This window comes from Acinetobacter sp. MYb191 (genome assembly GCF_037572605.1).
In the GTDB taxonomy this organism is placed as follows: domain Bacteria; phylum Pseudomonadota; class Gammaproteobacteria; order Pseudomonadales; family Moraxellaceae; genus Acinetobacter; species Acinetobacter johnsonii.
Map to the genome: position 1 here is coordinate 172,087 of NZ_JBBGZP010000008.1, position 23,600 is coordinate 195,686.

Annotated in this window: 23 protein-coding genes and 1 tRNA gene; 11 read left to right on the top strand and 13 right to left on the bottom strand. The window is 40.9% G+C overall.

The window, feature by feature from the left end; all coding sequences use genetic code 11:
• Positions 1 to 146 precede the first annotated feature (146 nt).
• Together WH214_RS04005 and WH214_RS04010 are read left to right on the top strand one after the other, a co-directional pair.
• Positions 147 to 1,646, top strand: coding sequence for a cation:proton antiporter (locus tag WH214_RS04005; protein WP_078425320.1), 1,500 nt, complete (start codon positions 147 to 149; stop codon positions 1,644 to 1,646).
• Positions 1,647 to 1,761: 115 nt separating this feature from the next.
• On the top strand, positions 1,762 to 2,085 hold the full coding sequence (locus WH214_RS04010; RefSeq protein WP_004982714.1) for an MGMT family protein: 324 nt from the start codon (positions 1,762 to 1,764) through the stop codon (positions 2,083 to 2,085).
• A gap of 43 nt (positions 2,086 to 2,128) precedes the next feature.
• Here the strand turns inward: WH214_RS04010 and WH214_RS04015 are convergent, their stop codons facing one another.
• Positions 2,129 to 2,569 carry a universal stress protein gene (locus WH214_RS04015; RefSeq protein ID WP_004982711.1) on the bottom strand — a complete coding sequence of 147 codons (441 nt, stop codon included), beginning with the start codon at positions 2,567 to 2,569 and terminating at the stop codon, positions 2,129 to 2,131.
• A 434-nt stretch (positions 2,570 to 3,003) separates the two neighbouring features.
• Between WH214_RS04015 and WH214_RS04020 the strand changes: the two genes are divergently transcribed.
• Both WH214_RS04020 and WH214_RS04025 read left to right on the top strand, forming a co-directional pair.
• Positions 3,004 to 3,453 carry a hypothetical protein gene (locus WH214_RS04020; protein ID WP_339422340.1) on the top strand — a complete coding sequence of 150 codons (450 nt, stop codon included), beginning with the start codon at positions 3,004 to 3,006 and terminating at the stop codon, positions 3,451 to 3,453.
• 105 nt (positions 3,454 to 3,558) lie between these two features.
• Positions 3,559 to 4,242, top strand: coding sequence for a hypothetical protein (locus tag WH214_RS04025; RefSeq protein WP_339422341.1), 684 nt, complete (start codon positions 3,559 to 3,561; stop codon positions 4,240 to 4,242).
• Here the strand turns inward: WH214_RS04025 and WH214_RS04030 are convergent.
• The 4 genes from WH214_RS04030 to carA form a co-directional block, all read right to left on the bottom strand.
• Entirely contained in the window at positions 4,179 to 4,859 is a 681-nt protein-coding gene (locus WH214_RS04030) for a CatB-related O-acetyltransferase (protein WP_004982707.1), read from the bottom strand. The two genes, WH214_RS04025 and WH214_RS04030, sit on opposite strands and share 64 nt — an antisense overlap.
• A gap of 253 nt (positions 4,860 to 5,112) precedes the next feature.
• A complete protein-coding gene (gene greA / locus WH214_RS04035; protein ID WP_004695598.1) occupies positions 5,113 to 5,589 on the bottom strand; it encodes a transcription elongation factor GreA in 477 nt (158 codons plus the stop codon).
• 93 nt (positions 5,590 to 5,682) lie between these two features.
• The gene (gene carB / locus WH214_RS04040; protein ID WP_004982705.1) at positions 5,683 to 8,916 is read right to left on the bottom strand and encodes a carbamoyl-phosphate synthase large subunit; all 3,234 of its coding nucleotides are present in this window, start codon (positions 8,914 to 8,916) and stop codon (positions 5,683 to 5,685) included.
• Positions 8,917 to 8,930: 14 nt separating this feature from the next.
• Complete coding sequence (carA, locus tag WH214_RS04045; protein ID WP_004695603.1) at positions 8,931 to 10,073, bottom strand: glutamine-hydrolyzing carbamoyl-phosphate synthase small subunit; 1,143 nt, start codon at positions 10,071 to 10,073, stop codon at positions 8,931 to 8,933.
• 308 nt (positions 10,074 to 10,381) lie between these two features.
• Here carA and WH214_RS04050 point away from each other — a divergent pair, with 308 nt between their 5' ends.
• Entirely contained in the window at positions 10,382 to 10,828 is a 447-nt protein-coding gene (locus WH214_RS04050; protein WP_039890026.1) for a hypothetical protein, read from the top strand.
• 86 nt (positions 10,829 to 10,914) lie between these two features.
• Here WH214_RS04050 and WH214_RS04055 read toward each other — a convergent pair whose 3' ends face one another.
• Positions 10,915 to 11,454 (bottom strand): DOMON-like domain-containing protein, encoded by a 540-nt coding sequence (locus WH214_RS04055; RefSeq protein WP_005400429.1) that lies wholly within the window; start codon positions 11,452 to 11,454, stop codon positions 10,915 to 10,917.
• Positions 11,455 to 11,466: 12 nt separating this feature from the next.
• Entirely contained in the window at positions 11,467 to 11,790 is a 324-nt protein-coding gene (gene yhbY / locus WH214_RS04060) for a ribosome assembly RNA-binding protein YhbY (RefSeq protein ID WP_004982701.1), read from the bottom strand.
• Between the two features lie 194 nt (positions 11,791 to 11,984).
• Between yhbY and rlmE the strand changes: the two genes are divergently transcribed.
• From rlmE to WH214_RS04080, 4 genes are all read left to right on the top strand, one after another.
• On the top strand, positions 11,985 to 12,635 hold the full coding sequence (gene rlmE / locus WH214_RS04065; protein WP_004695608.1) for a 23S rRNA (uridine(2552)-2'-O)-methyltransferase RlmE: 651 nt from the start codon (positions 11,985 to 11,987) through the stop codon (positions 12,633 to 12,635).
• A 132-nt stretch (positions 12,636 to 12,767) separates the two neighbouring features.
• Entirely contained in the window at positions 12,768 to 14,660 is a 1,893-nt protein-coding gene (gene ftsH, locus WH214_RS04070; RefSeq protein WP_004695609.1) for an ATP-dependent zinc metalloprotease FtsH, read from the top strand.
• A 135-nt stretch (positions 14,661 to 14,795) separates the two neighbouring features.
• Complete coding sequence (gene folP, locus WH214_RS04075; RefSeq protein ID WP_339422342.1) at positions 14,796 to 15,647, top strand: dihydropteroate synthase; 852 nt, start codon at positions 14,796 to 14,798, stop codon at positions 15,645 to 15,647.
• A 160-nt stretch (positions 15,648 to 15,807) separates the two neighbouring features.
• A complete protein-coding gene (locus tag WH214_RS04080; RefSeq protein ID WP_004982696.1) occupies positions 15,808 to 16,119 on the top strand; it encodes a DUF5713 family protein in 312 nt (103 codons plus the stop codon).
• Positions 16,120 to 16,174: 55 nt separating this feature from the next.
• Here the strand turns inward: WH214_RS04080 and WH214_RS04085 are convergent, their stop codons facing one another.
• The gene (locus tag WH214_RS04085; protein ID WP_339422343.1) at positions 16,175 to 16,543 is read right to left on the bottom strand and encodes a hypothetical protein; all 369 of its coding nucleotides are present in this window, start codon (positions 16,541 to 16,543) and stop codon (positions 16,175 to 16,177) included.
• A gap of 97 nt (positions 16,544 to 16,640) precedes the next feature.
• Positions 16,641 to 16,726 (bottom strand) — tRNA-Leu (locus WH214_RS04090).
• A 213-nt stretch (positions 16,727 to 16,939) separates the two neighbouring features.
• Between WH214_RS04090 and WH214_RS04095 the strand changes: the two genes are divergently transcribed.
• The gene (locus tag WH214_RS04095; protein WP_339422344.1) at positions 16,940 to 18,706 is read left to right on the top strand and encodes an alkaline phosphatase D family protein; all 1,767 of its coding nucleotides are present in this window, start codon (positions 16,940 to 16,942) and stop codon (positions 18,704 to 18,706) included.
• Between the two features lie 46 nt (positions 18,707 to 18,752).
• Here WH214_RS04095 and WH214_RS04100 read toward each other — a convergent pair whose 3' ends face one another.
• Positions 18,753 to 19,481, bottom strand: coding sequence for a hypothetical protein (locus tag WH214_RS04100; protein ID WP_151836790.1), 729 nt, complete (start codon positions 19,479 to 19,481; stop codon positions 18,753 to 18,755).
• A 174-nt stretch (positions 19,482 to 19,655) separates the two neighbouring features.
• On the opposite strand from WH214_RS04100, the gene WH214_RS04105 reads away from it, so the two are divergent.
• The gene (locus WH214_RS04105) at positions 19,656 to 20,168 is read left to right on the top strand and encodes a hypothetical protein (protein ID WP_087013169.1); all 513 of its coding nucleotides are present in this window, start codon (positions 19,656 to 19,658) and stop codon (positions 20,166 to 20,168) included.
• A 47-nt stretch (positions 20,169 to 20,215) separates the two neighbouring features.
• Here WH214_RS04105 and WH214_RS04110 read toward each other — a convergent pair whose 3' ends face one another.
• From WH214_RS04110 to WH214_RS04120, 3 genes are all read right to left on the bottom strand, one after another.
• Entirely contained in the window at positions 20,216 to 20,500 is a 285-nt protein-coding gene (locus tag WH214_RS04110) for a hypothetical protein (RefSeq protein ID WP_339422345.1), read from the bottom strand.
• A gap of 121 nt (positions 20,501 to 20,621) precedes the next feature.
• Positions 20,622 to 21,962, bottom strand: a complete 1,341-nt coding sequence (locus WH214_RS04115; RefSeq protein WP_005400436.1) for a CitMHS family transporter — start codon at positions 21,960 to 21,962, stop codon at positions 20,622 to 20,624.
• A 237-nt stretch (positions 21,963 to 22,199) separates the two neighbouring features.
• Positions 22,200 to 23,528, bottom strand: a complete 1,329-nt coding sequence (locus WH214_RS04120; RefSeq protein WP_087013174.1) for a hemolysin family protein — start codon at positions 23,526 to 23,528, stop codon at positions 22,200 to 22,202.
• Between the last annotated feature and the right edge of the window lie 72 nt (positions 23,529 to 23,600).

Sequence of the window (23,600 nt, forward strand, 5' to 3'; positions counted from 1 at the left end):
GAAATGTTAAAAAAATTATTTTTTTCGGGTGTTGAACTGAAAAATGATTAAAATATTTCGAGCATCAATGTGTATGAAATGAACTTTTATTCCATATATCAGCACTGAAAGCCGCCGTCTCCCCAACCGCCCAATTTGGAAGTTCAATGGGAAATTATTTTTTTCTACAAGTTTTTACCGTTATTTTTGCATTATCCATTGCAACGACTATTTTCAATAAACGCATTTTAGGTTTTCCTCAAGCCATTGGCGTACCCATCGTTTCTGCCATTTTTGTCTTTATTTTACAGTGGGGTGCGAGCCTGCTGAGTGGTAATCAGTTTATTACCATCAATATTCACAACATTGAAGAAGCGGTTCGTCACATTGATTTTTATGACTTTTTAATCAATGGCGTGATTTGCTTCATTTTGACCTCGTCGGCACTGAAGTTCAAAGTCTCAGATTTACGTAGTTATTGGAAGCCGATCAGCATTTTAGCCAGTATTGCGTTGGTACTGTGCGCCGTGTTCTTTGGGGTGGTGCTCTACGGTTATCAGTTCATTATTGGGCAGCATGTCGATTTATTGGTGCTTTTGCTGTTGGGGGCTGCATTGGGTGCAACGGACCCGATTGGGATCAAAGGCGTACTCAGTTCGGTACGTGCACCACATCATTTAATGGTCAAGCTCGAAGGCGAATCACTGTTTAATGATGCCATGTGTATTGCCTTGTTTATGACGCTCTTAAACGTCTTACAAGGTGAAAACTTTACCGTCATGGGCGTGTTGCAGACCTTGCTCTATGAAATTTTTGTCGCCGTCATTATTGGTTGGGCCTTTGGTTTAGGGATCTTGCGACTGCTGCGTGGTAAGCACGAAATGGAGTCTCTCATTTTGACCACAGCACTCTTGGCTTGCGGTTCGTACTTGGTTGCACTGTTTGCCCATGCTTCAGCACCGATTGCTTGCGTCATCGGTGGTTTGATTGTAGGGAACAAATGGAAAGAAATTTTACAAGAGCGCGAAATACGGGAAGTAAACCATTTTTGGCATACGGTTGAAGGGATTATTAACTCGTTCTTATTCACCTTAATTGGCTTGGAACTGTTTATTTTAGATCTCAGCTTTAGTCTGATTTTTGGCGGCATCGTCGCTTTTATTATTCTGCATGCTTCACGTTTTGCAGCGAACTATTTATCTTTTGCCTTTTTTCCCTCTTTCCGTAAGAAAAGTTATAACGGAAGTTTGGCGATTTTGTCATGGGGGGGAGTGCGTGGAGGGATCTCCTTAGCATTGATCTTAGCGGTAGCCAACGTGCCTGAGTTAAGTGAATACAGCAGTATTTTGATTGGTTATACTTTTATCGCCGTGTTGCTCTCAGGCATGGTCTGCGGTCTAGGATTACCAGCTGTAATGAATGCGTTTTACTACAACCCGAATGAAGAAAAGACGGGTTTTAAAGGCTGGTATCAACGTCTGTGTAATAAAATGAACCGTAAAGGCTTTAAGTATATTATTGGTGAAGATGCACAGGGTTTTGAGACGATTACTGTCTATCAGCCTGAAGCATTGATCGATGTTAAAGCAGATGATGGCATTGCTGCTGTGCATAACCCTGAGCGAGTTCAGGAAGTAAAACGTCTGGAAAGTCCTGATAATTTTTAGTGATTTGCTCAATCAAGAAGCCCCCTGTATTGGGGCTTTTTAGAATGAATGAGAGGGTTTATTTGAATCATATAATGATGTCATTATGGAATAATTAAAATAGGGCACATTTGAAATGGCAGAATCGATAGTCAAAGAACTGGCACCGATGATTTTTCAGGTGATCGCTCAGATTCCTTATGGGCGGGTAGCCAGTTATGGACAAATTGCACGTTTAGCAGGCATTCCCAAACATTCGCGTTTAGTGGGCTATGTGCTAAAACATATGGATGTAGACAGTACTTTGCCTTGGTATCGGGTAATCAACTCACAAGGAAAAATTAGCCTAAGTAAACTGAATGATCAGGGACAGAACATTCAAGCACAGTTACTTATGGCGGAAGGTATTTTAGTGATTGGGGACAAAGTAAAAATGAAAGAGTTTCAGTGGAATATTTAAAATAGAAATGCTCTACCTCAGTGGAAGTAGAGCACTCGATGTATTACTGACGAACAACTAAAACAGGAATGTGCGCTTCACCTAAAACACTTTGTGCAACACTGCCTAGGAATAAACGTTTTAAACCTGTACGACCATGAGAGCCGATCACAATCAGGTCTGCTTTAGATGTTTCAGCTTCTCTGATAATTTCACGGTGCACCACCTGACCTTCCAGTAGTTTTGCTTCAACAGGAATACCCAGATCGCTAAATTTAGCTGCTGCTTCCTCAAGTGTTTTCAAAACTGAAGTACGCGCACGTTCAATTAAGTCATTGGTTTGAGTTGCAGAAATGTATTCAGCTGCAATGTAAGGGTCAAGTGCAAGTACTTGAACGACTGTAATTTTACCGCCAAATGCTTTAGCAAGTTCAGCTGCTTGCGCAACTGCTGCATATGATGTTTCTGAACCGTCTACAGGGACTAAAATGTTTTGGTATGCCATGGTTGTTTCTCCTTATTATCAACTGATTATACGTGCAGATTTCTGTTCTAATGTATCACGGGTTAAATACAGCTTATACCTTGATATTAGCTGTATTTTTTAAAGAATAAAACCTAGTAAATTCATATGGATATTTGCATATGAAATGCTAATTTCTCACTTCTAAATTAGCACAAAAGCGTGTGAATAATAATCAATTTAACACTAAAGTTGAATGTAAATGTAGCGTTTAAGAAACATAGGCTTTGTCTAAAAAATAGCTTATATTTATGAATAGCTTATGAATATAATGGAAAAGATAAATCGACTAAAAATGGTGCAGGTAATTTTAAAAATTACTTTTATGGAGTTGCTGTTTATGCACTAACAAAGTATTCGTATAATAAGTAATCTAACAATAAGATTTTGTAAACATTTAAAAAAAGGGTTTTCTAATGGGGATATTTGAACTTAAAAGTAAAGATGAAGCACGTTTAAAACATATGTTGAAAGAGTTAGGTGAATTAAATGATTCATTAGGAGCAAAATATTCTCTTCGTGCAGATTTAAGAGATCTAACAAATAGATCATTCACGGTAGGTAAACTACTTCAAGAAGAACTTGATAAGATCAGAGATAAACAACAATTATTAAAAAATGAATGTGATCAGACTTTACAATTAAAGAATAGAATTGAAAATTGTCTCGATATGATAGCTGAACTAGAAAATAGATTTCAGCAGAATGAAAATGGTGAATCTCAATATGATCGTATCTTAGCCTTCACTTCGGATGAAATCATAAATGATCTTGAAAGTCGGAAACAGCAAATTTTAGATAAATATTCTGAACTTTTTGAAGTAGATGAAAGTGGTGTAATTCCAGTAAAAAAACTCTCGGCTTAAATTGATAAAATTGAAGAAAAATATAGAGAACTTTTTGAGAAAGAGAACGAAAGTGGTGAAAATCTTTTTGAGGAGTTAGATTCAAAATTAGAAAGAATATCCGATTTGTGGAATGAATATTTTGTAGAGGATGAAGAGGGAAGTACAAAAAGTAAGCTTATTGATGAGAGATTAAAAAAGCTAGATCAATTTTACTTAAAAGTTTTTGGTGATGAAGTGAAGGAAATTACATCATTAAAACAAGAATTAGAAGACCGGTTGGATAATTTAAAGCAGATTGAAATACAAGCAAAGGCAACTATTGATTTATCAAGTGAAGCGGGCTTAGCGGGAGGTTTTGTTATTAAACGTAAAGAAGCGAATACTGCACGTTTGATTAGCCTAGGTGTATTTATTTCCGCGGTAATTTTTATGTTTGGATTTAACATTTGGCTATTTGATGAAGCTGATTTTAAAAATATGGAACTTTATAAAATTCTTTTTAAAGTCACAATCAATGCGCCCTTAATTTGGATTGCTACGATAGCTAACATTAATTTAAATAGGTTCTCTAAGCTTGAACAAGAATATTCTCATAAAGAAGCTTTAGCTAAATCATATGAACGTTATAGAACCGAGATTGAACAATTAGAAAAATTAGGCGTTAAGGGCGCAGATGAGCTTAAAGTAAAATTATTGGATACAAACTTAGATGCATTTAAATTGAATCCTGCTGAACATTCTAATCAAGCTAAACCAGATTTCTCTATATTAGAATTTGTTAAGTCTAAGTTTGAAGAGTCAAAGTGATTTTTTAGATACAGAATTAATTGATTAACATCATCAGTTTGCATTTGTTCACGCATTTTTAAAATCTGCTTTTCATCTAAGTCGTATAACTTAAGGGAAAGCAGTTTTTGGATGTCTGCTTCGGGAAAGCGATATTTAATAATTTGGGCAGGTACACCACCCACAACGGCATAGGGTGGAACATCTTTGGTCACGACAGCACCCGTTGCCACTACTGCGCCTTCACCTAACTGCACACCTTGCATAATCATGGCACGAGAGCCAATCCAGCAGCCATCTCCAATGATGGTATCACCTGCGGGAATAAAACTACGTGTATCAAAAGGAAAAGCTGAAATCCAGTCAGTACGATGTAGTTGGTTACCACCCATCATAATGACGCATTCTGCCCCAAAACAAACGAAGTTGCCGATATAGAGCTGATCAATCGGTTTATCTACGGTCGAGGGTTTATCATGTAAATAACGCACGACACAACGTTCAAAACCTTGATCCCAATACGCTGAATAGTAAGAGTAATTCCCTTTAATGTGAATATTCGGATTTTTCACCGTTTTAGAGATGAACTCAAACTCACACCAGTGTTTGACAGGAGAATTAATCAGGGGCTCAGACATAAAAAGACAGCGTTGGAGAGTGTGAGAAATTATAACAAATAAAAGTCTTGCTTTGAAAAAGAGGGGAAATGAATACCTTAAATCTATCTCATTCTTGGAGTGAAATTCCCCACGTCCATTTTTGGACTAAAAGGTGTCTACAAAATCTGTGGCTATTTACATAATGAGAGGCAAAGGAAAGGTATTTGGGAAAATATAAAAACAAAAAACCCCTCAATCGAGGGGTTCTTACAGCTGTAAATATCAAAGAAACTTAGATATATGCAACTTTTACAATTTCGTATTCAACTTCACCCTGAGGGGTTTGAATTTTTACTTCGTCGCCTTCGCTTTTGCCCAAAAGGCCACGTGCGATAGGGGAGTTCACTGAAATTTTATTGATTTTAAAATCAGCTTCGTCATCACCCACGATCATATAGGTCTTTTGTTCTTCGGTGTCTAAGTTTTCGATAGTGACTGTCACCCCAAAAACCACACGACCATTTTGTTCAAGTTCTTTTACATCGATCACTTGAGCCGCACCCAATTTACCTTCGATGTCTTGAACACGACCTTCACAGAAACCTTGTTGCTCACGCGCAGCATGGTATTCCGCATTTTCTTTTAAATCCCCGTGCTCACGTGCTTCAGCAATTGCCGCAATAATACGTGGACGTTCAATACTTTTTAATTGATGTAATTCTTTCTCTAAGGCTAATTTGCCTTGGGGAGTCATAGGATAACGTTGCATTGTTGTCCCTCAAGTCTGTGAGTGTAAAAAATATAGGTTTATAAATGAAAAAAGCCCGCCACCGAGAGGTGACGGGACTTCTCGGTAAACGAATTAACCTACAGTTTGTAAATCTTGCAAACGGTATACATCCATTGGCAATTGAATTGCAAAAGCTTGGCATACAGCATCAGCACCGTTCAAGGTCGTAGTGTTATACACTTTCGCTTGAAGCGCTGAACGACGAATCGAGAACGAATCTTGTTGAGCTTGTTTGCCTTCAGTTGTATTGATAATGAGGTGAACTTCGCCATTTTTCAAGCGGTCCACGATATTAGGACGGCCTTCAGTGACTTTATTTACACGTTCACACTCAATACCTGCAGCTTTAATGAACTCATAAGTACCGCCAGTCGCAAGTACTTTGAAGCCAAAGCCTACCAGTTGCTTAGCTATACCAACAGCACGAGGCTTGTCTGAATCACGCACAGAGATAAATGCATGCTTCACTTCGCCCTCTGTAGGAAGACCTGGTACGCGTTCATTTGAGCCTAACACAGCTTTGTAGAATGCTTCACCAAATGTTTTACCAACACCCATTACTTCGCCTGTAGATTTCATCTCAGGGCCAAGAATAGGGTCAACACCCGGGAACTTGTTGAACGGGAACACCGCTTCTTTTACAGAGAAGTGAGTCGGGATGATTTCTTTAGTAAATCCTTGAGATTCTAAAGACTGGCCCGCCATACAACGCGCAGCAACTTTCGCTAAAGACTCACCAATACATTTAGAAACGAATGGCACAGTACGAGACGCACGTGGGTTCACTTCTAGGATGTAAACGTCTTCGCCTTTGACTGCGAACTGTACGTTCATTAAACCAACAACGCCAAGCTCTTTTGCCATAGCAACAGTTTGACGACGCATTTCGTCTTGGATTTCAACTGAGAGCGAGTATGGAGGAATCGAACATGCTGAGTCACCTGAGTGAATCCCTGCTTGTTCAATGTGCTGCATAATACCGCCAATCACAACGTCTTTACCGTCAGATACACAGTCTACGTCAACTTCGATCGCATCATCTAAGAAACGGTCAAGAAGAACTGGCGCTTCATTTGATGCTTGAACCGCATCACGTAAGTAGCGTTTAAGTTCGTCGTCGTTGTATACGATTTCCATCGCACGACCACCGAGTACATAAGAAGGACGTACCACAAGTGGGTAGCCGACTTTCGATGCTTCCGCCATACCTTCTTCAGCAGATTTTACAATGCTGTTGTTTGGCTGACGAAGTTGTAGACGTTGAATCATTTGTTGGAAACGTTCACGGTCTTCTGCGCGGTCAATCGCATCTGGTGATGTACCGATAATTGGCGCACCTGCTTCTTCTAAAGCACGAGCCAATTTAAGCGGAGTTTGACCACCGTACTGCACGATAATGCCTTTTGGCTTTTCAGTACGTACGATTTCAAGTACATCTTCCAAAGTGATTGGTTCGAAGTACAAGCGATCTGAAGTGTCGTAATCTGTTGAAACTGTTTCAGGGTTACAGTTCACCATGATGGTCTCAAAACCATCTTCACGCATTGCAAGCGCCGCGTGCACACAGCAGTAATCGAATTCGATACCTTGACCAATACGGTTAGGACCACCACCGATCACCATGATCTTATCTTTATCAGATGGGTTTGATTCACACTCATCATCGTAAGTTGAGTACATGTAGGCAGTGTCAGATTCGAATTCTGCTGCACAAGTATCCACACGTTTGTAAACTGGAGTCACGCCCAAGTTCCAACGGTGCTTACGGAATTGTTTTTGTGAAATACCCATCAAGTTCGCGATGCGAAGGTCAGATAAACCTTTACGTTTGAACGAACGGATGTTGTCTGCGTTTAGATCACCAAAACCTAAAGTTTTGATTACATTTTCAGTTTTGATGATGTCTTCGATTTGGATCAAGAACCATTTATCGATTTTCGTCGCTTGGAACACGTCTTCTAAGGTGAAACCATGACGGAATGCATCAGCCACATACCAAATACGCTCTGGACCCGGAACTTTAAGTTCAACCAAGATCTTTTCTTTCGCGCCTTCAGTACCTACTGCGATTTTTTCATCAAAACCACACGCACCCACTTCAAGACCACGAAGTGCTTTGTTTACAGACTCTTGGAAGTTACGACCAATGGCCATCACTTCACCCACAGACTTCATCTGTGTGGTCAGTGTTGCGTCTGCTTGTGGGAATTTTTCAAAGTTGAAACGTGGAATTTTTGTTACCACGTAGTCAATCGCAGGTTCGAATGAAGCAGGAGTCGTTCCGCCCGTGATGTCATTTTTTAATTCATCAAGGGTATAACCAACAGCCAGTTTCGCGGCAATTTTTGCAATCGGGAAACCAGTTGCTTTTGATGCAAGGGCAGATGAACGCGATACACGCGGGTTCATCTCGATGATTACCATACGACCAGTATCTGGACAGATACCGAACTGAACGTTAGAACCACCTGTTTCCACACCAATTTCACGAAGAACTGCTAAAGATGCATTACGCATCAATTGATATTCTTTGTCTGTCAATGTTTGCGCAGGAGCAACAGTGATTGAGTCACCTGTGTGCACGCCCATTGGGTCAAAGTTTTCGATCGCACAAACGATAATACAGTTGTCGTTTTTGTCACGAACAACTTCCATCTCGTATTCTTTCCAACCAATTAAAGATTCATCAATCAATAATTGTTTGGTTGGAGAAAGATCGAAACCGCGTTCACAGATTTCAAGGAATTCTTCTTTGTTATAAGCGATACCGCCACCTGAACCACCCATCGTGAATGACGGACGGATAATCACAGGGAAGCCGAAGCGTGCTTGAATCTCTAAAGCTTCTTCCATGTTTTCAGCAATCGCAGCTTTTGGACATTCAAGACCAATTTTACGCATTGCTTCATCAAACAGTTTACGGTCTTCAGCTTTTTCAATCGCTTCTTTAGTCGCACCAATCAATTCAACATTGTATTTTTCTAAAATACCGTTGGCATCGAGTGCGAGCGCACAGTTCAATGCTGTTTGACCACCCATTGTTGGAAGGACAGCATCTGGACGCTCTTTTTCAATGATTTGTGCAACAGTCTGCCAAGTGATTGGCTCGATATATGTTGCGTCTGCCATCGCAGGGTCGGTCATAATGGTGGCTGGGTTAGAGTTCACCAAAATAACACGGTAGCCTTCTTCACGAAGAGCCTTACACGCTTGCGCACCTGAGTAGTCAAACTCACATGCCTGCCCGATGACAATCGGACCTGCACCAATAATTAAGATACTTTTAATGTCTGTACGTTTAGCCATGATCGCTTCCTTAATTACTTCTTAGATGCTTCGATAAGTTCGATGAAATGATCGAATAATGGTGCGCAGTCATGCGGACCAGGGCTTGCTTCAGGGTGACCTTGGAAGCTGAACGCTGGTTTGTCTGTACGATGAATCCCTTGAAGAGTTTGATCGAACAAAGACTTGTGCGTAGCTTTCAAGTTTGCAGGAAGTGTTTCTGCATCCACTGCGAAGCCGTGGTTTTGAGAAGTAATCATCACTGTGCCTGTTTCCATGTTTTGAACAGGGTGGTTAGCACCGTGGTGGCCATGCGGCATTTTCACCGTTTTTGCACCTGAGGCAAGTGCAAGAATTTGGTGACCCAAGCAAATACCAAAGACGGGTAGGTTGCGAGCGTCTTCTACAATTGTTTTTACAGCTTCAATTGCGTAGTCACATGCAGCTGGGTCGCCAGGGCCGTTCGATAAAAACACGCCATCTGGATTCAATGCAAGCACGTCAGCAGCAGGAGTTTGTGCAGGCACGACAGTGAGTTTACAACCGCGGTCTGCAAGCATACGTAAGATGTTGGTTTTGACACCGTAGTCGTATGCAACAACATGGAATTTAAGTTCAGGTTGTGTGAAGCCTTTGCCTAATACCCAAGAACCTTCTGTCCATTCGAAACCAGTTGGGTCACAGCATTCTTTCGCTAGGTCTAAACCATTTAAACCACCAAATGCGCGTGCTTTTTCTAAAGCCTGCTCTTCAGTAATATTTTCACCAGCAAGGATGCAACCATTTTGCGCACCTTTGTCACGCAAAATACGGGTTAATTTACGCGTATCAATATCTGCAATTGCGACAACATTATGTTCTTTTAAGTATTCGCCTAAAGATTGCGTTGATCGGAAGTTGCTATGCAATAAAGGTAGGTCACGAATGATTAATCCGTTTGCCCACACTTTATGAATTCGACCTGACTCAGCGTCTTCATCATTACAACCTGTGTTACCGATATGAGGGTAAGTTAAAGTCACAAGTTGCTGTGCATAACTCGGGTCAGTCAAAATTTCTTGATAGCCAGTCATGGCAGTGTTGAAAACGACTTCACCAGTCGTACTACCCGATGCACCAATAGACGTTCCTTTAAAGATCGTACCATCGGCAAGGGCTAAAATTGCTGGGGTGCTCAAACCAAAGCTCCTGAAATTTAGGCTGTAAAAAAGCGAGTAGACGAAAAAAAAGGAAGGCTATCTAAAAACCTACCCTCCCTATGTCTGCTCGCTTGAACTTAACATGGCACTATACGCAACTTCACTAACAAAGTCCATGCCAATAAGATGGAATTAACAAGATAAAGTGCTTTTATTTTGTAGCGAAAGCTGTTCTAGAGTTTTGTAAGGAAAAATGTAACAACAAATAATTGTCTAACAAATCAAAATCTAAATTTTATCGAATCACGCTAAGCTGTCGCTGTATATATAACAACAGGAATAACATCATGACTGAACAAGACAAAGCGACCAAACCAAAGCCAGCGTTGAAAGAAGTCGTTGCAGAAAGCACTGAAAAGCTTGAGCAAGTGGCGAAAGAAGCAACAGAGCAGGTCACTGAAGCGGTAGTTGAAAGCAAGGAAAAGCTTGAAGCTGAAGCGAAGCAGTTGAATGCCAGTGTGCAAGAGCAACTCCGCCAGTTTAAACAAGATCTTTTACTGCGCTTAGAAACCATTAAAGGGCAGTTATCGAACTCTCAAAAAGACTTAACTGAACTAAAAGAGTTTGTTAAAACTGAGTTTACGGCCGTGTTAGATGACTTGACCAAACTAGGTAAAGAGTTAAAAGGTGATGTCAGCGAAATTTCAGTAAAACATAAAGATCAGTTGACTGAAACTTTCAAACGTTCAAAAGAACACACCTTAGATGCGTGGAATAAGGTTTCAAGCAAGTAATCTAGCTGTATGAGGCTCAAGATTAAGTGAATAAAAAAGTGAGGTCATGGCCTCACTTTTTTATTGCTCTGGTTTATTTGTCTGGATTAAAACTGATGTAGCCAATCACGTTTATTGTGAAAGTCAGCTTGCTGGCCACTATGCTGCATGGCATAGAACTGTTGACCTTGTGACGTATTCAACACCGCGGATAAACCTAGATATAGGTCAGCCCATTTGAGTTTGTGTTGAAGCATAAATTCAGTCAGATCAATGCTGACATTTAAACCATAGTGGGTACGCTTCAATTGATTGAGTTCAATATCGTAAGCGATCTGTGGCGGCATATCTTCAGGATAACGATATTCCTCAAACTGATAGGCCTGCCAAGCTTGCGAAGGGGAGAGATTGATCTCGCGATAATAATCTTCGCCTTTTACCCCGATAAAGACTTCAAAACAGGTGTTTTCCCACAAAAAGTCTTGACGAGGATTTGCATTCACGACTTCGGGCCAGTGCATGTACAAATTGGGATCGCGTAACCAAAAGCCGATATTGAGAGCATATGGGCTTTGTTGTTCAATCGCACCAACAAGCGAAATAGCTTGAAAGCGACGATCAAATGCACTGAGTTCGTAACTTGCCATAAAAAACTACAATTATTTTGCTGCGTGAGCGAAACGAACTAAATTAGACAATTTGGCATTTTGTTTCGCCGCTTTTTTGTAAAGCAGCGCAATTTTACCAATGGTCTGTACAATTTCTGCACCTGTAGTTGAGGCAATTTCTGCAATGATTGCAGCGCGCTCTTCACGGTCTTCACCTGCGATTTTGACTTTAATCAATTCGTGGTCGTTTAAAGCACGTAAAATTTCTTCAACGACATTTTCAGTCAGACCTGAACCGCCAAGCATTACCACAGGGTTTAAAGCATGACCGATTTGACGCAAACGCTTGCGTTCCTGAATGGATAAAGTCGCCATAAAGATAACCTAATTTTAAAAACGGCTTAGTATAACAAACTGCGAAATTAAACGCTGTATATTCTGTGGAAATAATCGATTTAGATAATAGAAAAAAACAACTAAAACCCAAGATTTGGATACAGATGTATACTGCAAGCCTAGAGAATTTAACGTACAATTAAGTTCAAGAAATTTTAATGTTTTAGAGAGATATGGCAACACGCATTACCAACCAAAAGTTATCCAAAAGTAGCCGTGCGTGGATGAGAGAGCACCTTGATGATCATTTTGTGAAAAAAGCGCAAAAAGAAGGTTATCGAGCACGTGCAGCTTATAAGTTACTTGAAATTCAAGAAAAATATAACATCATTCGTCCGGGCATGACCGTGGTTGACTTGGGTGCTGCACCTGGAAGCTGGTCACAAATTGCAGGAAAGCTGGTCGGTGATCGAGGATTGGTGGTTGCATCTGATATTTTGGAAATGGATGCACTCCCAGATGTGACCTTCTTGCAAGGTGACTTTCGTGAGCAAGAAGTATTCGATAAATTGTTAAATATTTTAGATGGACGTAAAGTAGACGTTGTAATTTCAGATATGGCCCCCAATACTTCAGGTAACAAGGCTGTAGATCAACCTCGCCAGATTTACCTCTGTGAATTGGCCATCGATTTTGCTACGAAAGTGCTCGGTCCAAATGGTCAATTTGTTGTAAAGGTATTCCAAGGTACAGGCTTTGACGAGTTTCGTAAGCAAGTAGTCGACAACTTTGATGTGTTAAAGACAGTAAAACCTGCTGCATCACGTGCCCGATCTAAGGAAGTATTCTTAGTTGGGCAAGGCCGTAAGAAGGCTTTCAAATAAAGTTTACTTGCCAAGTCGTTAAAAATTGTGCATTTTGTACCTTTTTATTATTTTGCGAAGCTGATCTTCAGCAGAAACTTTAAGGTCACCCGATAGGGCATGATCAAATTAGATTGATATGGGAATAAAGCTTTGAGCGATCTCTTCAAGAATGCCATATTGTGGCTAGTGATACTGGGCGTACTGATCCTTATTTTCAGTAATGTCAGTAGCAATGAAAAGCCGACAGCGATGAATTATTCAGAGTTTGTTGCTGCGGTGAATGCTGGTCAAATTAAGCAAGTGACAATTGATGGCGAACGAATTCATGGCCAAAAATCAAACGGTTCAGAGTTTGAAAGTATTCGTCCTGCGGTTCAAGACCCAGAGCTTATGCCTAATCTGATTAAAAATAACGTTGTCGTTGAAGGTACTGCACCTGCACGTCAAGGTTTATTGATGCAACTTTTGATCGCAAGCTTCCCTGTACTTTTAATCATTTTGTTATTCATGTTCTTTATGCGCAACATGGGTGGCGGAGCAGGTGGTAAAAACGGTCCAATGAGTTTTGGTAAGTCAAAAGCAAAAATGTTGGCAGAAGACCAAATTAAAGTGACTTTTACCGACGTCGCTGGCTGTGATGAAGCAAAGCAAGAAGTTGTAGAAATTGTTGATTTTTTAAAAGACCCTTCAAAATTTAAACGTTTAGGTGCAACGATTCCTAAAGGCGTGTTAATGGTGGGTCCACCGGGTACAGGTAAAACTTTACTTGCAAAAGCAATTGCAGGCGAAGCGAAAGTACCATTCTTTAGTATTTCTGGTTCTGACTTTGTTGAAATGTTCGTGGGTGTGGGTGCGTCTCGTGTCCGTGACATGTTTGAACAAGCGAAACGTCATGCGCCATGTATCATCTTCATTGATGAGATTGATGCTGTGGGTCGTCATCGTGGTTCAGGTACGGGTGGTGGTCACGATGAGCGTGAGCAAACCTTGAACCAAATGTTGGTGGAAATGGATGGTTTTGAAGGCAATGAAGGTATTATCGTCATTGCTGCGACAAACCGTGCAGATGTACTGGATAAAGCTTTACTCCGTCCGGGTCGTTTTGACCGTCAAGTAATGGTTGGTCTGCCAGACATTAAAGGTCGTGAGCAAATCTTAAATGTTCACATGAAGAAATTACCTTCAGTGACAGGTGTCGATGTACAAGTGCTTGCACGTGGTACACCTGGCTTCTCTGGTGCACAATTGGCGAACCTTGTGAACGAAGCTGCATTATTTGCTGCACGTCGTAACAAGAACACTGTCGATATGCATGATTTTGAAGATGCAAAAGACAAGTTGTACATGGGCCCTGAACGTAAGTCGATGGTGATTCGTGAAGAAGAACGTCGTGCAACCGCGTATCATGAAGCTGGTCATGCGATTGTGGCTGAAATTCTACCGGGCACAGACCCTGTACATAAAGTGACTATTATGCCGCGTGGTTGGGCGTTGGGCGTAACTTGGCAATTGCCTGAACATGACCAAACTAGCCACTATAAAGACAAAATGTTGAATGAACTTTCAATTTTGTTTGGTGGTCGTATTGCTGAAGAAATCTTTATCAACCAGATGTCTACAGGTGCTTCAAACGACTTTGAACGTGCAACTAAAATGGCACGTGCGATGGTGACTAAGTACGGTATGTCTGACAAACTTGGTGTAATGGTGTATGAAGATGACTCTCAGCAATCATTCATGGGCAGCATTGGTAGTCGTACGATTTCTGAAGCAACACAGCAACAAGTAGATGCTGAAGTTCGTCGTATCATCGATGAGCAATACCATGTAGCGCGCAATATCTTGGAAAACAATAAAGATATTGCTCATGCGATGGTTAAAGCTCTGATGGAATGGGAAACGATTGATCGCGAGCAAATTCGTGACATTATGGAAGGTCGTGAGCCACAACCACCAAAAGTATATGTTGCAGAAAATCCTGTGATGGATGTAACTCCAACGGATGGTCCAAGCACACCACCACCATTACCATCGGCAACTTAATTTTTAAAAGTTAAAATAAAAAGCCACCTTCGGGTGGTTTTTTATTGCGCGATTTTCCACTGCCGATGAAGAAAAATAAGCACGTAAAAGTGGGCAAAGCGTTATGATAACGCAAGTTAAACTGGAGAATATCACATGCAATTGATGGCTTTGCCGAAGAAAATCCTACGTTGTGATGAGCTATCACTCGATCTGTCGGTACCGCATGTGATGGGTATTTTAAATGTGACGCCAGACTCGTTCAGTGATGGCGGTAAACATAATGGCAAAGCACAAGCGATTGCACATGCTAAGCAAATGATTGCGGATGGGGCGACAGTCATCGATGTTGGGGGGGAATCTACACGTCCAGGTGCATCTGTAGTTGAGGTTGAGGAAGAGATTCGTCGTGTCGTCCCAGTGGTGGAAGCTTTGGCTGAACTTGATGTGGTCATTTCGATTGATACCTCTCAACCTGAAGTGATTCAAGCAGCGGTCGCAGCAGGTGCGCATATCTGGAATGATGTACGAGCATTAACACGCCCGAATGCTTTAGAGACGGCAGCTGAACTGAATATTCCAGTGATCATCATGCATATGCGTGGTGAACCGACCACCATGAATGGTTTAGATCAATATGATAATGTCACTCTAGATGTGATGACTGAGCTTTCCCAGCGTGTGGCGGATGCACTCAAGGCTGGTGTCAAAGCTGAAAATATCATGATTGATCCGGGTTTTGGCTTTGCTAAAAATGCAAAGCAGAACCTTAAGCTTTTAAAAGAATTCCATCAGCTGAATCAGCTCGGGTATCCCATCTTGTCCGCATTGTCACGGAAACGCTTTATCGGCGAAGCTTTAGGTGGGGCCGATGCAGGGCAGCGGGCCGTGGGTTCCGTAGCGGGACATTTGCTGAGTATTCAACAAGGCGCGTGTATGGTGCGCGCCCATGATGTCAAAGCCATGAGTGATGCGATCAAAGTTTGGCAAGCGATGAATATGGCTTAATGGGGTGGCGGAATGCTGGGCTAATGATTTAATTTGAAAATTTGATCTATATCAGATTCTTAGACTAGCAGCATTTTGAGATGCTGCTTTTTTATTTGGTGATTTGTTTGGTTTATGTTATACAGACTCGTTTTTTAAGTTTCTCGTTTTGAGTGCCTGTATGTTTGCAGATTTACTTCTCCCTATGTTTGATGATGAATATTATCCCGATATTCTTGTTGCTGAAGTGAAGCAGCATGTTGAGACTTTTGCTAAAAAAATTGTAAAAGCAAAATCTGAGGGTGATATTTATCAATATGCCAATGCCACAGTGGCTGAAATTAATGAAATGAAGCCACATTTTGAAGATCTGGATTCGTCGTTAGATGATTCTGCTGCCGATTTTATTGCTGAAGCGATGATGATGGTGGTACAAGATGCTGGGTTTATGGATATTGAAATGGAAGAATTGGTGGTGAACAGAGAGTGGTGAGTCACTCTCTCATTTCAAGTGCAGTTGGTTTTTGCTTTAGAAGCTGAGATTGCTGTTACAGTTCATCTAAAAGATCGGTGAGATGACAGCTTTGATTTAAATGCTCATCTCCAATCGCATCGACCGTCATCAGGTATTCGCCTTCGACCATTTCAGCATTTGCACTGAGATTCAGCCAAAATTTTGGATGCTTTTTCATGAGCTCACGAATATGTTGCTCATCTTTAGTGTGATTAAAGCTTAATTTAAAATGAGCATCTACTGATTTACACACATGTAAATAAAGTTGGTGGTCTTTTTCAATAATCGTGCCTGCAAACAAGTCATAAAACGTGTCGCTACCCGTTTGTTGAGAGAGTGTTTCTGCATGGCCGATGTTTGAAAAAATTAGGCATAAAATGATAATGAGAGTGTTCTTTTTCATATTGTGATTGTTATGTGCTTCGATGCATAAATTATAGACATAAAAAAACCAGCATATCGCTGGATTTTTTATTGCACCATCTTAATTAGCTTAAGAATGGTGCCCGAGGCCAGACTCGAACTGGCACGCTTTGTGGGCGGGGGATTTTAAATCCCCTGTGTCTACCGATTTCACCACTCGGGCATGAGCGCAATAATAGAGGACGAAATAAAAGTTGGCAAGTCTATTTGTGATTATTTGCTTTCTTTTCAATCAATTCAGCGGTTTATGTTTAAAAAATAGCAAAATTAACTGTGCTGCACTTGTTCAAGCTTCATAAAAGTGTCATCGACTTGAGATATGAATGTCATCTTTTTCGCATAAATTTCAAGTCCATATCGTCTTTAGGCAATCCACATGACAAAAAAAATGAACCGCCGAGAACTTATTCAAAAAACTTTGGCAGGATTTGGTGCTTTATCTTTACCTATTTCACTGACTGCTTGTGGTGATGACGCCGACTCAAACACACAGCCCAACACGCAAGTGCAATTTTTGCATGGGGTTGCCAGTGGTGATCCTTTACAAACTCAAGTCATCATTTGGACACGTGTAACACCGACGGACAGCAGCGCGCGTTTAGAGGTGCTCTGGGAAGTGGCAAAAGATGCAGACTTTAAACACATTACAGCAACAGGAAAGGTGCTGACCACGGCTGCACAAGATTTTACTGTGAAAGTGGATGTGACGGGACTTGCTGCGGGGCAAGTTTATTTCTACCGTTTTAAATCTGCGTCGACATATTCGATCACTGGGCAAACCAAAACCTTGGCAACGCAAGTACAGTCGGTACAGTTTGCAGTGTGCTCATGTTCAAATTATCCAGCGGGCTATTTCCATGTTTATAAAGAAATGGCCAAACAGGATGTGGATGTTGTGATTCATTTGGGGGATTACATTTACGAATATGGCATGGGCGGATATGCAACGGAAGAGGCGGTGGCGATGGGGCGCACACTGGCAGATGATAACAATGCAGAAATTATTCGCTTAGATGATTATCGTAAACGTTATGCCTTATACCGACTAGATCAGGATTTACAGGCCGCGCATCAACGTCATCCTTTTATTGTGATTTGGGATGACCATGAACTCGCAAATGATACATGGGAAAAGGGTGCTGAAAATCATCAGTCAGATACTGAAGGCGATTTCCTTGAACGTAAACTTGCGGCACTAGCGGCCTATTTTGAGTGGATGCCAATCCGTCCAATTGATGATCAGCATATCAAGATTTATCGTCAATTTGATTTTGGCACGCTTGTTCAACTGACGATGCTCGATACACGGATTATTGCGCGTAATGTGCAATTAGATTATGCAAACTATATGACTGCTACAGGTTTAGATATTGCAAAATTCCAAGCTGATTTAATCAATCCTGCGCGTACCTTGATGGGTGTAGAGCAGCGAAATTGGTTATTGCAGAAACTTCAGCAATCTACGGCAACATGGAATGTACTCGGCCAGCAGATTCTGATGAGCAAAATGTTTGTTCCAGCAGAATTGTTAATGTCGCTGGCAGAAATTACAGCAGGCAATCCTAGTCCTGAGACTTTAAACAAAATCACCACACAAATTACTGAACTATTAAAAATTAAAGCTCGAATGGATGCAGGTGATCCAACCGTAAGTCCAGAGGAGAAAGCACGTCTTGCGGTTACTGCACCTTATAACTTAGATGCGTGGGATGGCTATTTTGCTGAGCGTGAAATTTTGTATGGTACTTTGGCACAACTTAAGAAAAAAGTTGTGGTCCTTGCTGGAGATACCCACAATGCTTGGGCTTCAGATTTATCGAGTAAAGATGGGGTATTGGTTGGCGTGGAGTTGGCAACCAGTTCAGTCTCTTCTCCTGGGTTGGAGAAATATTTGTCCATTCCGATGCAGCAACTACAAGCATTTGAATTTGCGTTTACCAGCTTGATTGAGGAGTTAAATTATTGCAATTTGAATCAACGCGGTTATTTGAAAGTCCGTTTTACTGCAGAACAGGTGCAAGCGGATTGGATTTTTGTGGATAGCATTAAGCACAAAGAATACATCGTTGATGAAACTCGCTCGCATCAAGTGATATTAGACCCGACATTATCGCCAGTCAGTGCGTTAAAGCAAACGGCATAAAATTAAAATGACCTTAGAAAAAACCGAGCATCACTGCTCGGTTTTTTTATAGTTTCTCATCGATATAACTGTCGAGATCGATGTGCTTAATCTGCTTACAGTAAGCATGCTCATACTTCAGCAGTTGCACATACAAATCTGCTTCATGCCCCAACTGGGTTTTCCGTGCTTGATAATCTTCAGATTGATGGGAGCTAAAGCGTAATTGGAGTCGAGATTTGACCGTTTGCTTATAGGCCCAAAAACAGACACGTCTGAGTTGTTGTAACTGGTGATGTTCAACCGACTGGCTGTGGTCTCGAAATAAATTTTCTTTATAGAAGCGCACAAAACCAAAGTTCACACCAAAATAAAACAAGATCCACATCAGCAAACTGCTTTCAAGGAACACCAGATTTAGTCCACTTAAAAGAATTACGGCAGCGAGTTTGAAGGGCGCATGACGTTGTAGTTGATATAGGGAGTTTGATGAATGTTTAATTTGCTTAATGACAAAAGGTAAGACCCACATCAGCACCAATAAAATACTAATAATGGCATAACTGTGACTTTGGAGCGGGTCGAGATTTTCCAAGTGAGTTAAGTAAAAATCTTTCAGAATTAAGCTGATTGGAATAAAAATCATCACGGCCAAAACCCACGGAATAATTTCACGCTGGTCATCTAAAATACCGCGTGTTTTGATTTGACTATAAAGCAAGTAATTACGTTTAAATGCGGCAGGGTAAAGGGTCTCTAATTGTTGCAGTAACAGTTGAACTTGTTTGGATTGCATCGTCAAAAAAAGAGCGTATGAGAAAAATAGCCTTTACTATAGTAGATTTGGAAGGTGATGACTCAAAAAAATACGTGAAACAGAATATTCACAGAGAAAAGCACAACAATATCGCTTTTTCACTCTGAATTATGCGAAAATGTCGGATTCAATTTTTTTGTCTAAGGGCAGTTCATGACTGATCATTCTCCTGAATCTTTAAGTGATATCGAAATTTTAGACATTTTGCAGTCTATGAAAGACGATGAGCTTGATACAGAGGCAAAAGAAGAGATTCTTAAGGGTGGTAAAGCGGGTCGTCAAGAAGCACATAAACTTGCAATTGTGGCTTTGAACCAATCTTTTGAAAGCAAATTTGTTGAAGCTGTAGCTTTGGCATTGGGCCTGAATGAAGGTCAAGCCAAAAAAATTCGCTATAAGAAAGACCGCATCCGTATTTTAAAAGTACGTGGGATTGACTACATGGCGATTGATGGTGCGGAAACAGCACAAGTTTTGTCGCAAGTAGCACAAGCCATTGTACGTGAAGATGCGACTGTGACCCATGATTTGCACAACATCTTCCCATTTTGGAAAGAAGGTTGGCCAATGGTTCAGTTTGACAGCGCATATAAAATTTTATCTGAAGATATTACCATTCACTATCAAGCGACTTTAGATAAATTGCTTGAATTGTATGGTCGTTAAGATCGCAGTATCAAAGGCACCTTCGGGTGCTTTTTTATGGCTTCTATTTAACTATGAAAAATCCAAGCCAGTAATAAGCTAATAGGCCAAATGAACAGTCGCCACCATGTAATCAGTGGATCCCAAAAATACTGTCCAAAAGACAGAGTATCATTAAAGCTGCGTTGCCCACGTTCATAAGCATAAGGTGTAATTCGCCATGCTAAAATCAGCAAAACAATCGCACTTACGATCAGCAGTGTGTGGCTGTATTGGGCGAAATAATAGTAAATCAGATACAGCGCAGAATAAAAGAAAGTACATGCCAAAATAGCAGGCAATGAAAAAGACATAAGCTTGACTCTATTGTATTGTTATATCAAGGCATTATAAATGAAAATACCCGATGTGATACATCGGGTATTTATCGATTATTGAGCTTAAGTTTCGTTATAACTTAGTGTAGGTATTTAATTAGCCCAGCGTTGAGTAAAGTGGGAAAATACCAAAGACCATTGCTGTAACCAGCATCACTAAACAGGTAATCACCGCCCACTTGATGGTAAATTCTTGGTGTTCACCGAAGTTAATTCCTGCCAACCCACAGAGTAAGTAAGTCGATGGAACCAGTGGAGACAGTAAGTGTACAGGTTGACCGACAATCGATGCACGAGCCATTTCCACAGGGGTGATACCATAGTGTCCAGCAGCTTCAGACAATACAGGCAGTACACCAAAATAGAAGGCATCATTCGACATAAAGAAGGTCAGCGGCATACTAATCACAGCCGTGATTGGTGCTAAATACGGCCCCATACTTTCTGGAATAATGGCAACCAATTCTTGAGACATGGCTTCAACCATACCTGTACCCGACAAAATACCGGTAAAAATACCTGCCGCGAAGATAATCCCGACTACAGCTAAGGCACTGGCCGAGTGGTTACCAACCAAACGTTTTTGCATGTCTAAATCTGGATAGTTCACCACCAAGGCAATACACAGGGCAACCATGAACAGAATCGCCGCAGGTAAAACGCCCATCACTAAGCAGACCATCAAGACCAAAGTCAGTAGTGCGTTAAACCATCTTAAGTGGGCACGGTTGGCTTCAGGTTCTTGCGAAATCTGAATACTGTCACCATGGCTAATATCTAATTCCACAATACCAATGCGCTTACGCTCCATACGGCCATACATAAAGCCGAGGAAGTATAACCAGCCAATTGCAACCAGCATTGGTAAAATCATCGGAACAAAAACATCGTTTGGATCGACATGTAATGCAGTTGCCGCACGTGCCGTTGGTCCACCCCATGGAGTTAAGTTCATGATTCCGCTCGCAAGCATCATCAGACAAGCCATAATTAAAGGGCTCATACCAATACGCTTATACAGCGGGAGCATTGCGGCAACACAGATCATGTATGTGGTTGAACCGTCACCATCTAAAGAAACAATTAAAGTCAGTGTAATGGTGCCTAGGGTCACTTTTAAAGGATCGCCTTTAACCTGCTTTAAAATCCACTTCACTGAAGGGTCGAATAAACCCGTGTCGATCATAATTGCAAAATAAAGGATTGCGAAAAGGAGCATTACGCCCGTAGGAGCGAGTTTTTTAATTCCCTCCATCATCATATTGCCAAGTTCAGCAATATCAAATCCAGCAAGGTTGTCAACAAAGAGACTTAAAACATAAGTAAGTAATGCAAAAATGATAGGGATTAAAGTTAAAGCAACAAGAGCGCTCAGTCGTTTGGACATGATTAAGTACATGAAGCACATAATCATGCCTAAACCTAAAATGGTCAGCATGAATCAATCCTTTGAACGTGTTAAGTCTGTTTATTCATCAAGTGACAGCGATAGTATGCAATTCGGCATGATTTTTAAATGCTCTTAAACATATGTGATTTTTCGTTCTATTTTTCTAATAAATAATATATATCTATAAAGTATGGTTAAGATACTTATTTTGTATAACTCCATATGGTTAAATCTGAAGCCAAAAAAAACCTTGCAGTTGCAAGGTTTTGATTCAAGGCGATGTTTCTATTCATCCACTGTTTTGGTTTCAGGCTGTAGTGTTTCTTCAAGTAAGCGCGTCACTAAAAGTTGGTCAATCTTAAAATGATCGACATCGACCACTTCAAATTTAAAGCCAGCGTATTCTACGGTATCGGCAGGGCGTGGAATTTTGCGTAGACGGTACATCATAAAACCAGCCAAAGTTTCATAATTTTCTTCATCCGGCATTTCATCAATGGCCAGTGCATGCTTCATGTCTTCAATCGGCGTGCTGCCATCAATCAGCCATGAATTATTATCACGTTTAATGATCTGTTGTTCGGCTTCAATCGGAGTAACCCAATCGCCCATGACCGTAATCATAATGTCTGACAGGGTGATAACGCCCACGACCAAAGCATATTCGTTAATCACCACTGCAAACTTTTCTTTGGTGGAGCGAAAACGGTCTAACAATTCAGACAGGGTTAATGTGTCTGGAATGGTGAGAACATTACGAATGGTGCTTTCATTGAGTTGCAGTAAAGATTGATTATTCAGGATACGGACCAGAATGTCTTTGGCATCGACATAGCCAATTACATCGTCAATATTTTCACTACAGACTAAAAACTTAGAATAAGGATATTCAGCCAATTTTTGACGAATACTGGCTTCGGATTCATTTAAAGTAAAATACACCACGTTTTCACGCGTGGTCATACTTGAAGGCACGTTCCGCTCTTCAAGTTCAAATACGTTTTCAATGAAATGGTGTTCTTGCTTTTGCAGGACTCCTGCTTGCGCACCAGCATCCATCACTGCAGAAATGTCATCAAAGGTAATGTTGTCATCACGGGTGGTATTCACTTTAAACAGGCGGAATAACAAGTTGGCAAGGGCATTAATAATCCATGCCAAAGGTTTGCAGACCTTAATAAACACCTGAATGGGATTAATCACCGCAATAGAGATTTTCTCTGGGGCAATCATGGCCAAACGTTTCGGCATGAGGTCAGCAAACAAAATAAACAGCGAGGTGACTAAAGTGAAAGATAGAGCAAAGCTAATGGTTTCAGACCAAGGGCCAGTATAAAAGCGAGAAACAAAGCTCATGAAGTAAGGACGAAAAGCTCCTTCACCTAAAATACCGCCCAAGATTGCCACTGCGTTTAAGCCAATTTGTGAAGCGGCAAAGAAGTCAGCAGAATTTTCTTGTAAATTCAAAACTTTCTGTGCGCGATCATCGCCCGACTCAGCCAAGATTTTCAGCTTGACCTTACGTGCTCCTGCCAGTGCAATTTCTGTCAGAGACAAGAAACCCGCCCCAGCAATCAGGACTAGAATGATAACTATGTTTTGAAAAAGGCTCACGGAATCCACCTGTGATTCATCGTTATTATGAATATTTTTAACACAAAAAAATAAAGACAGTAATCACTTACT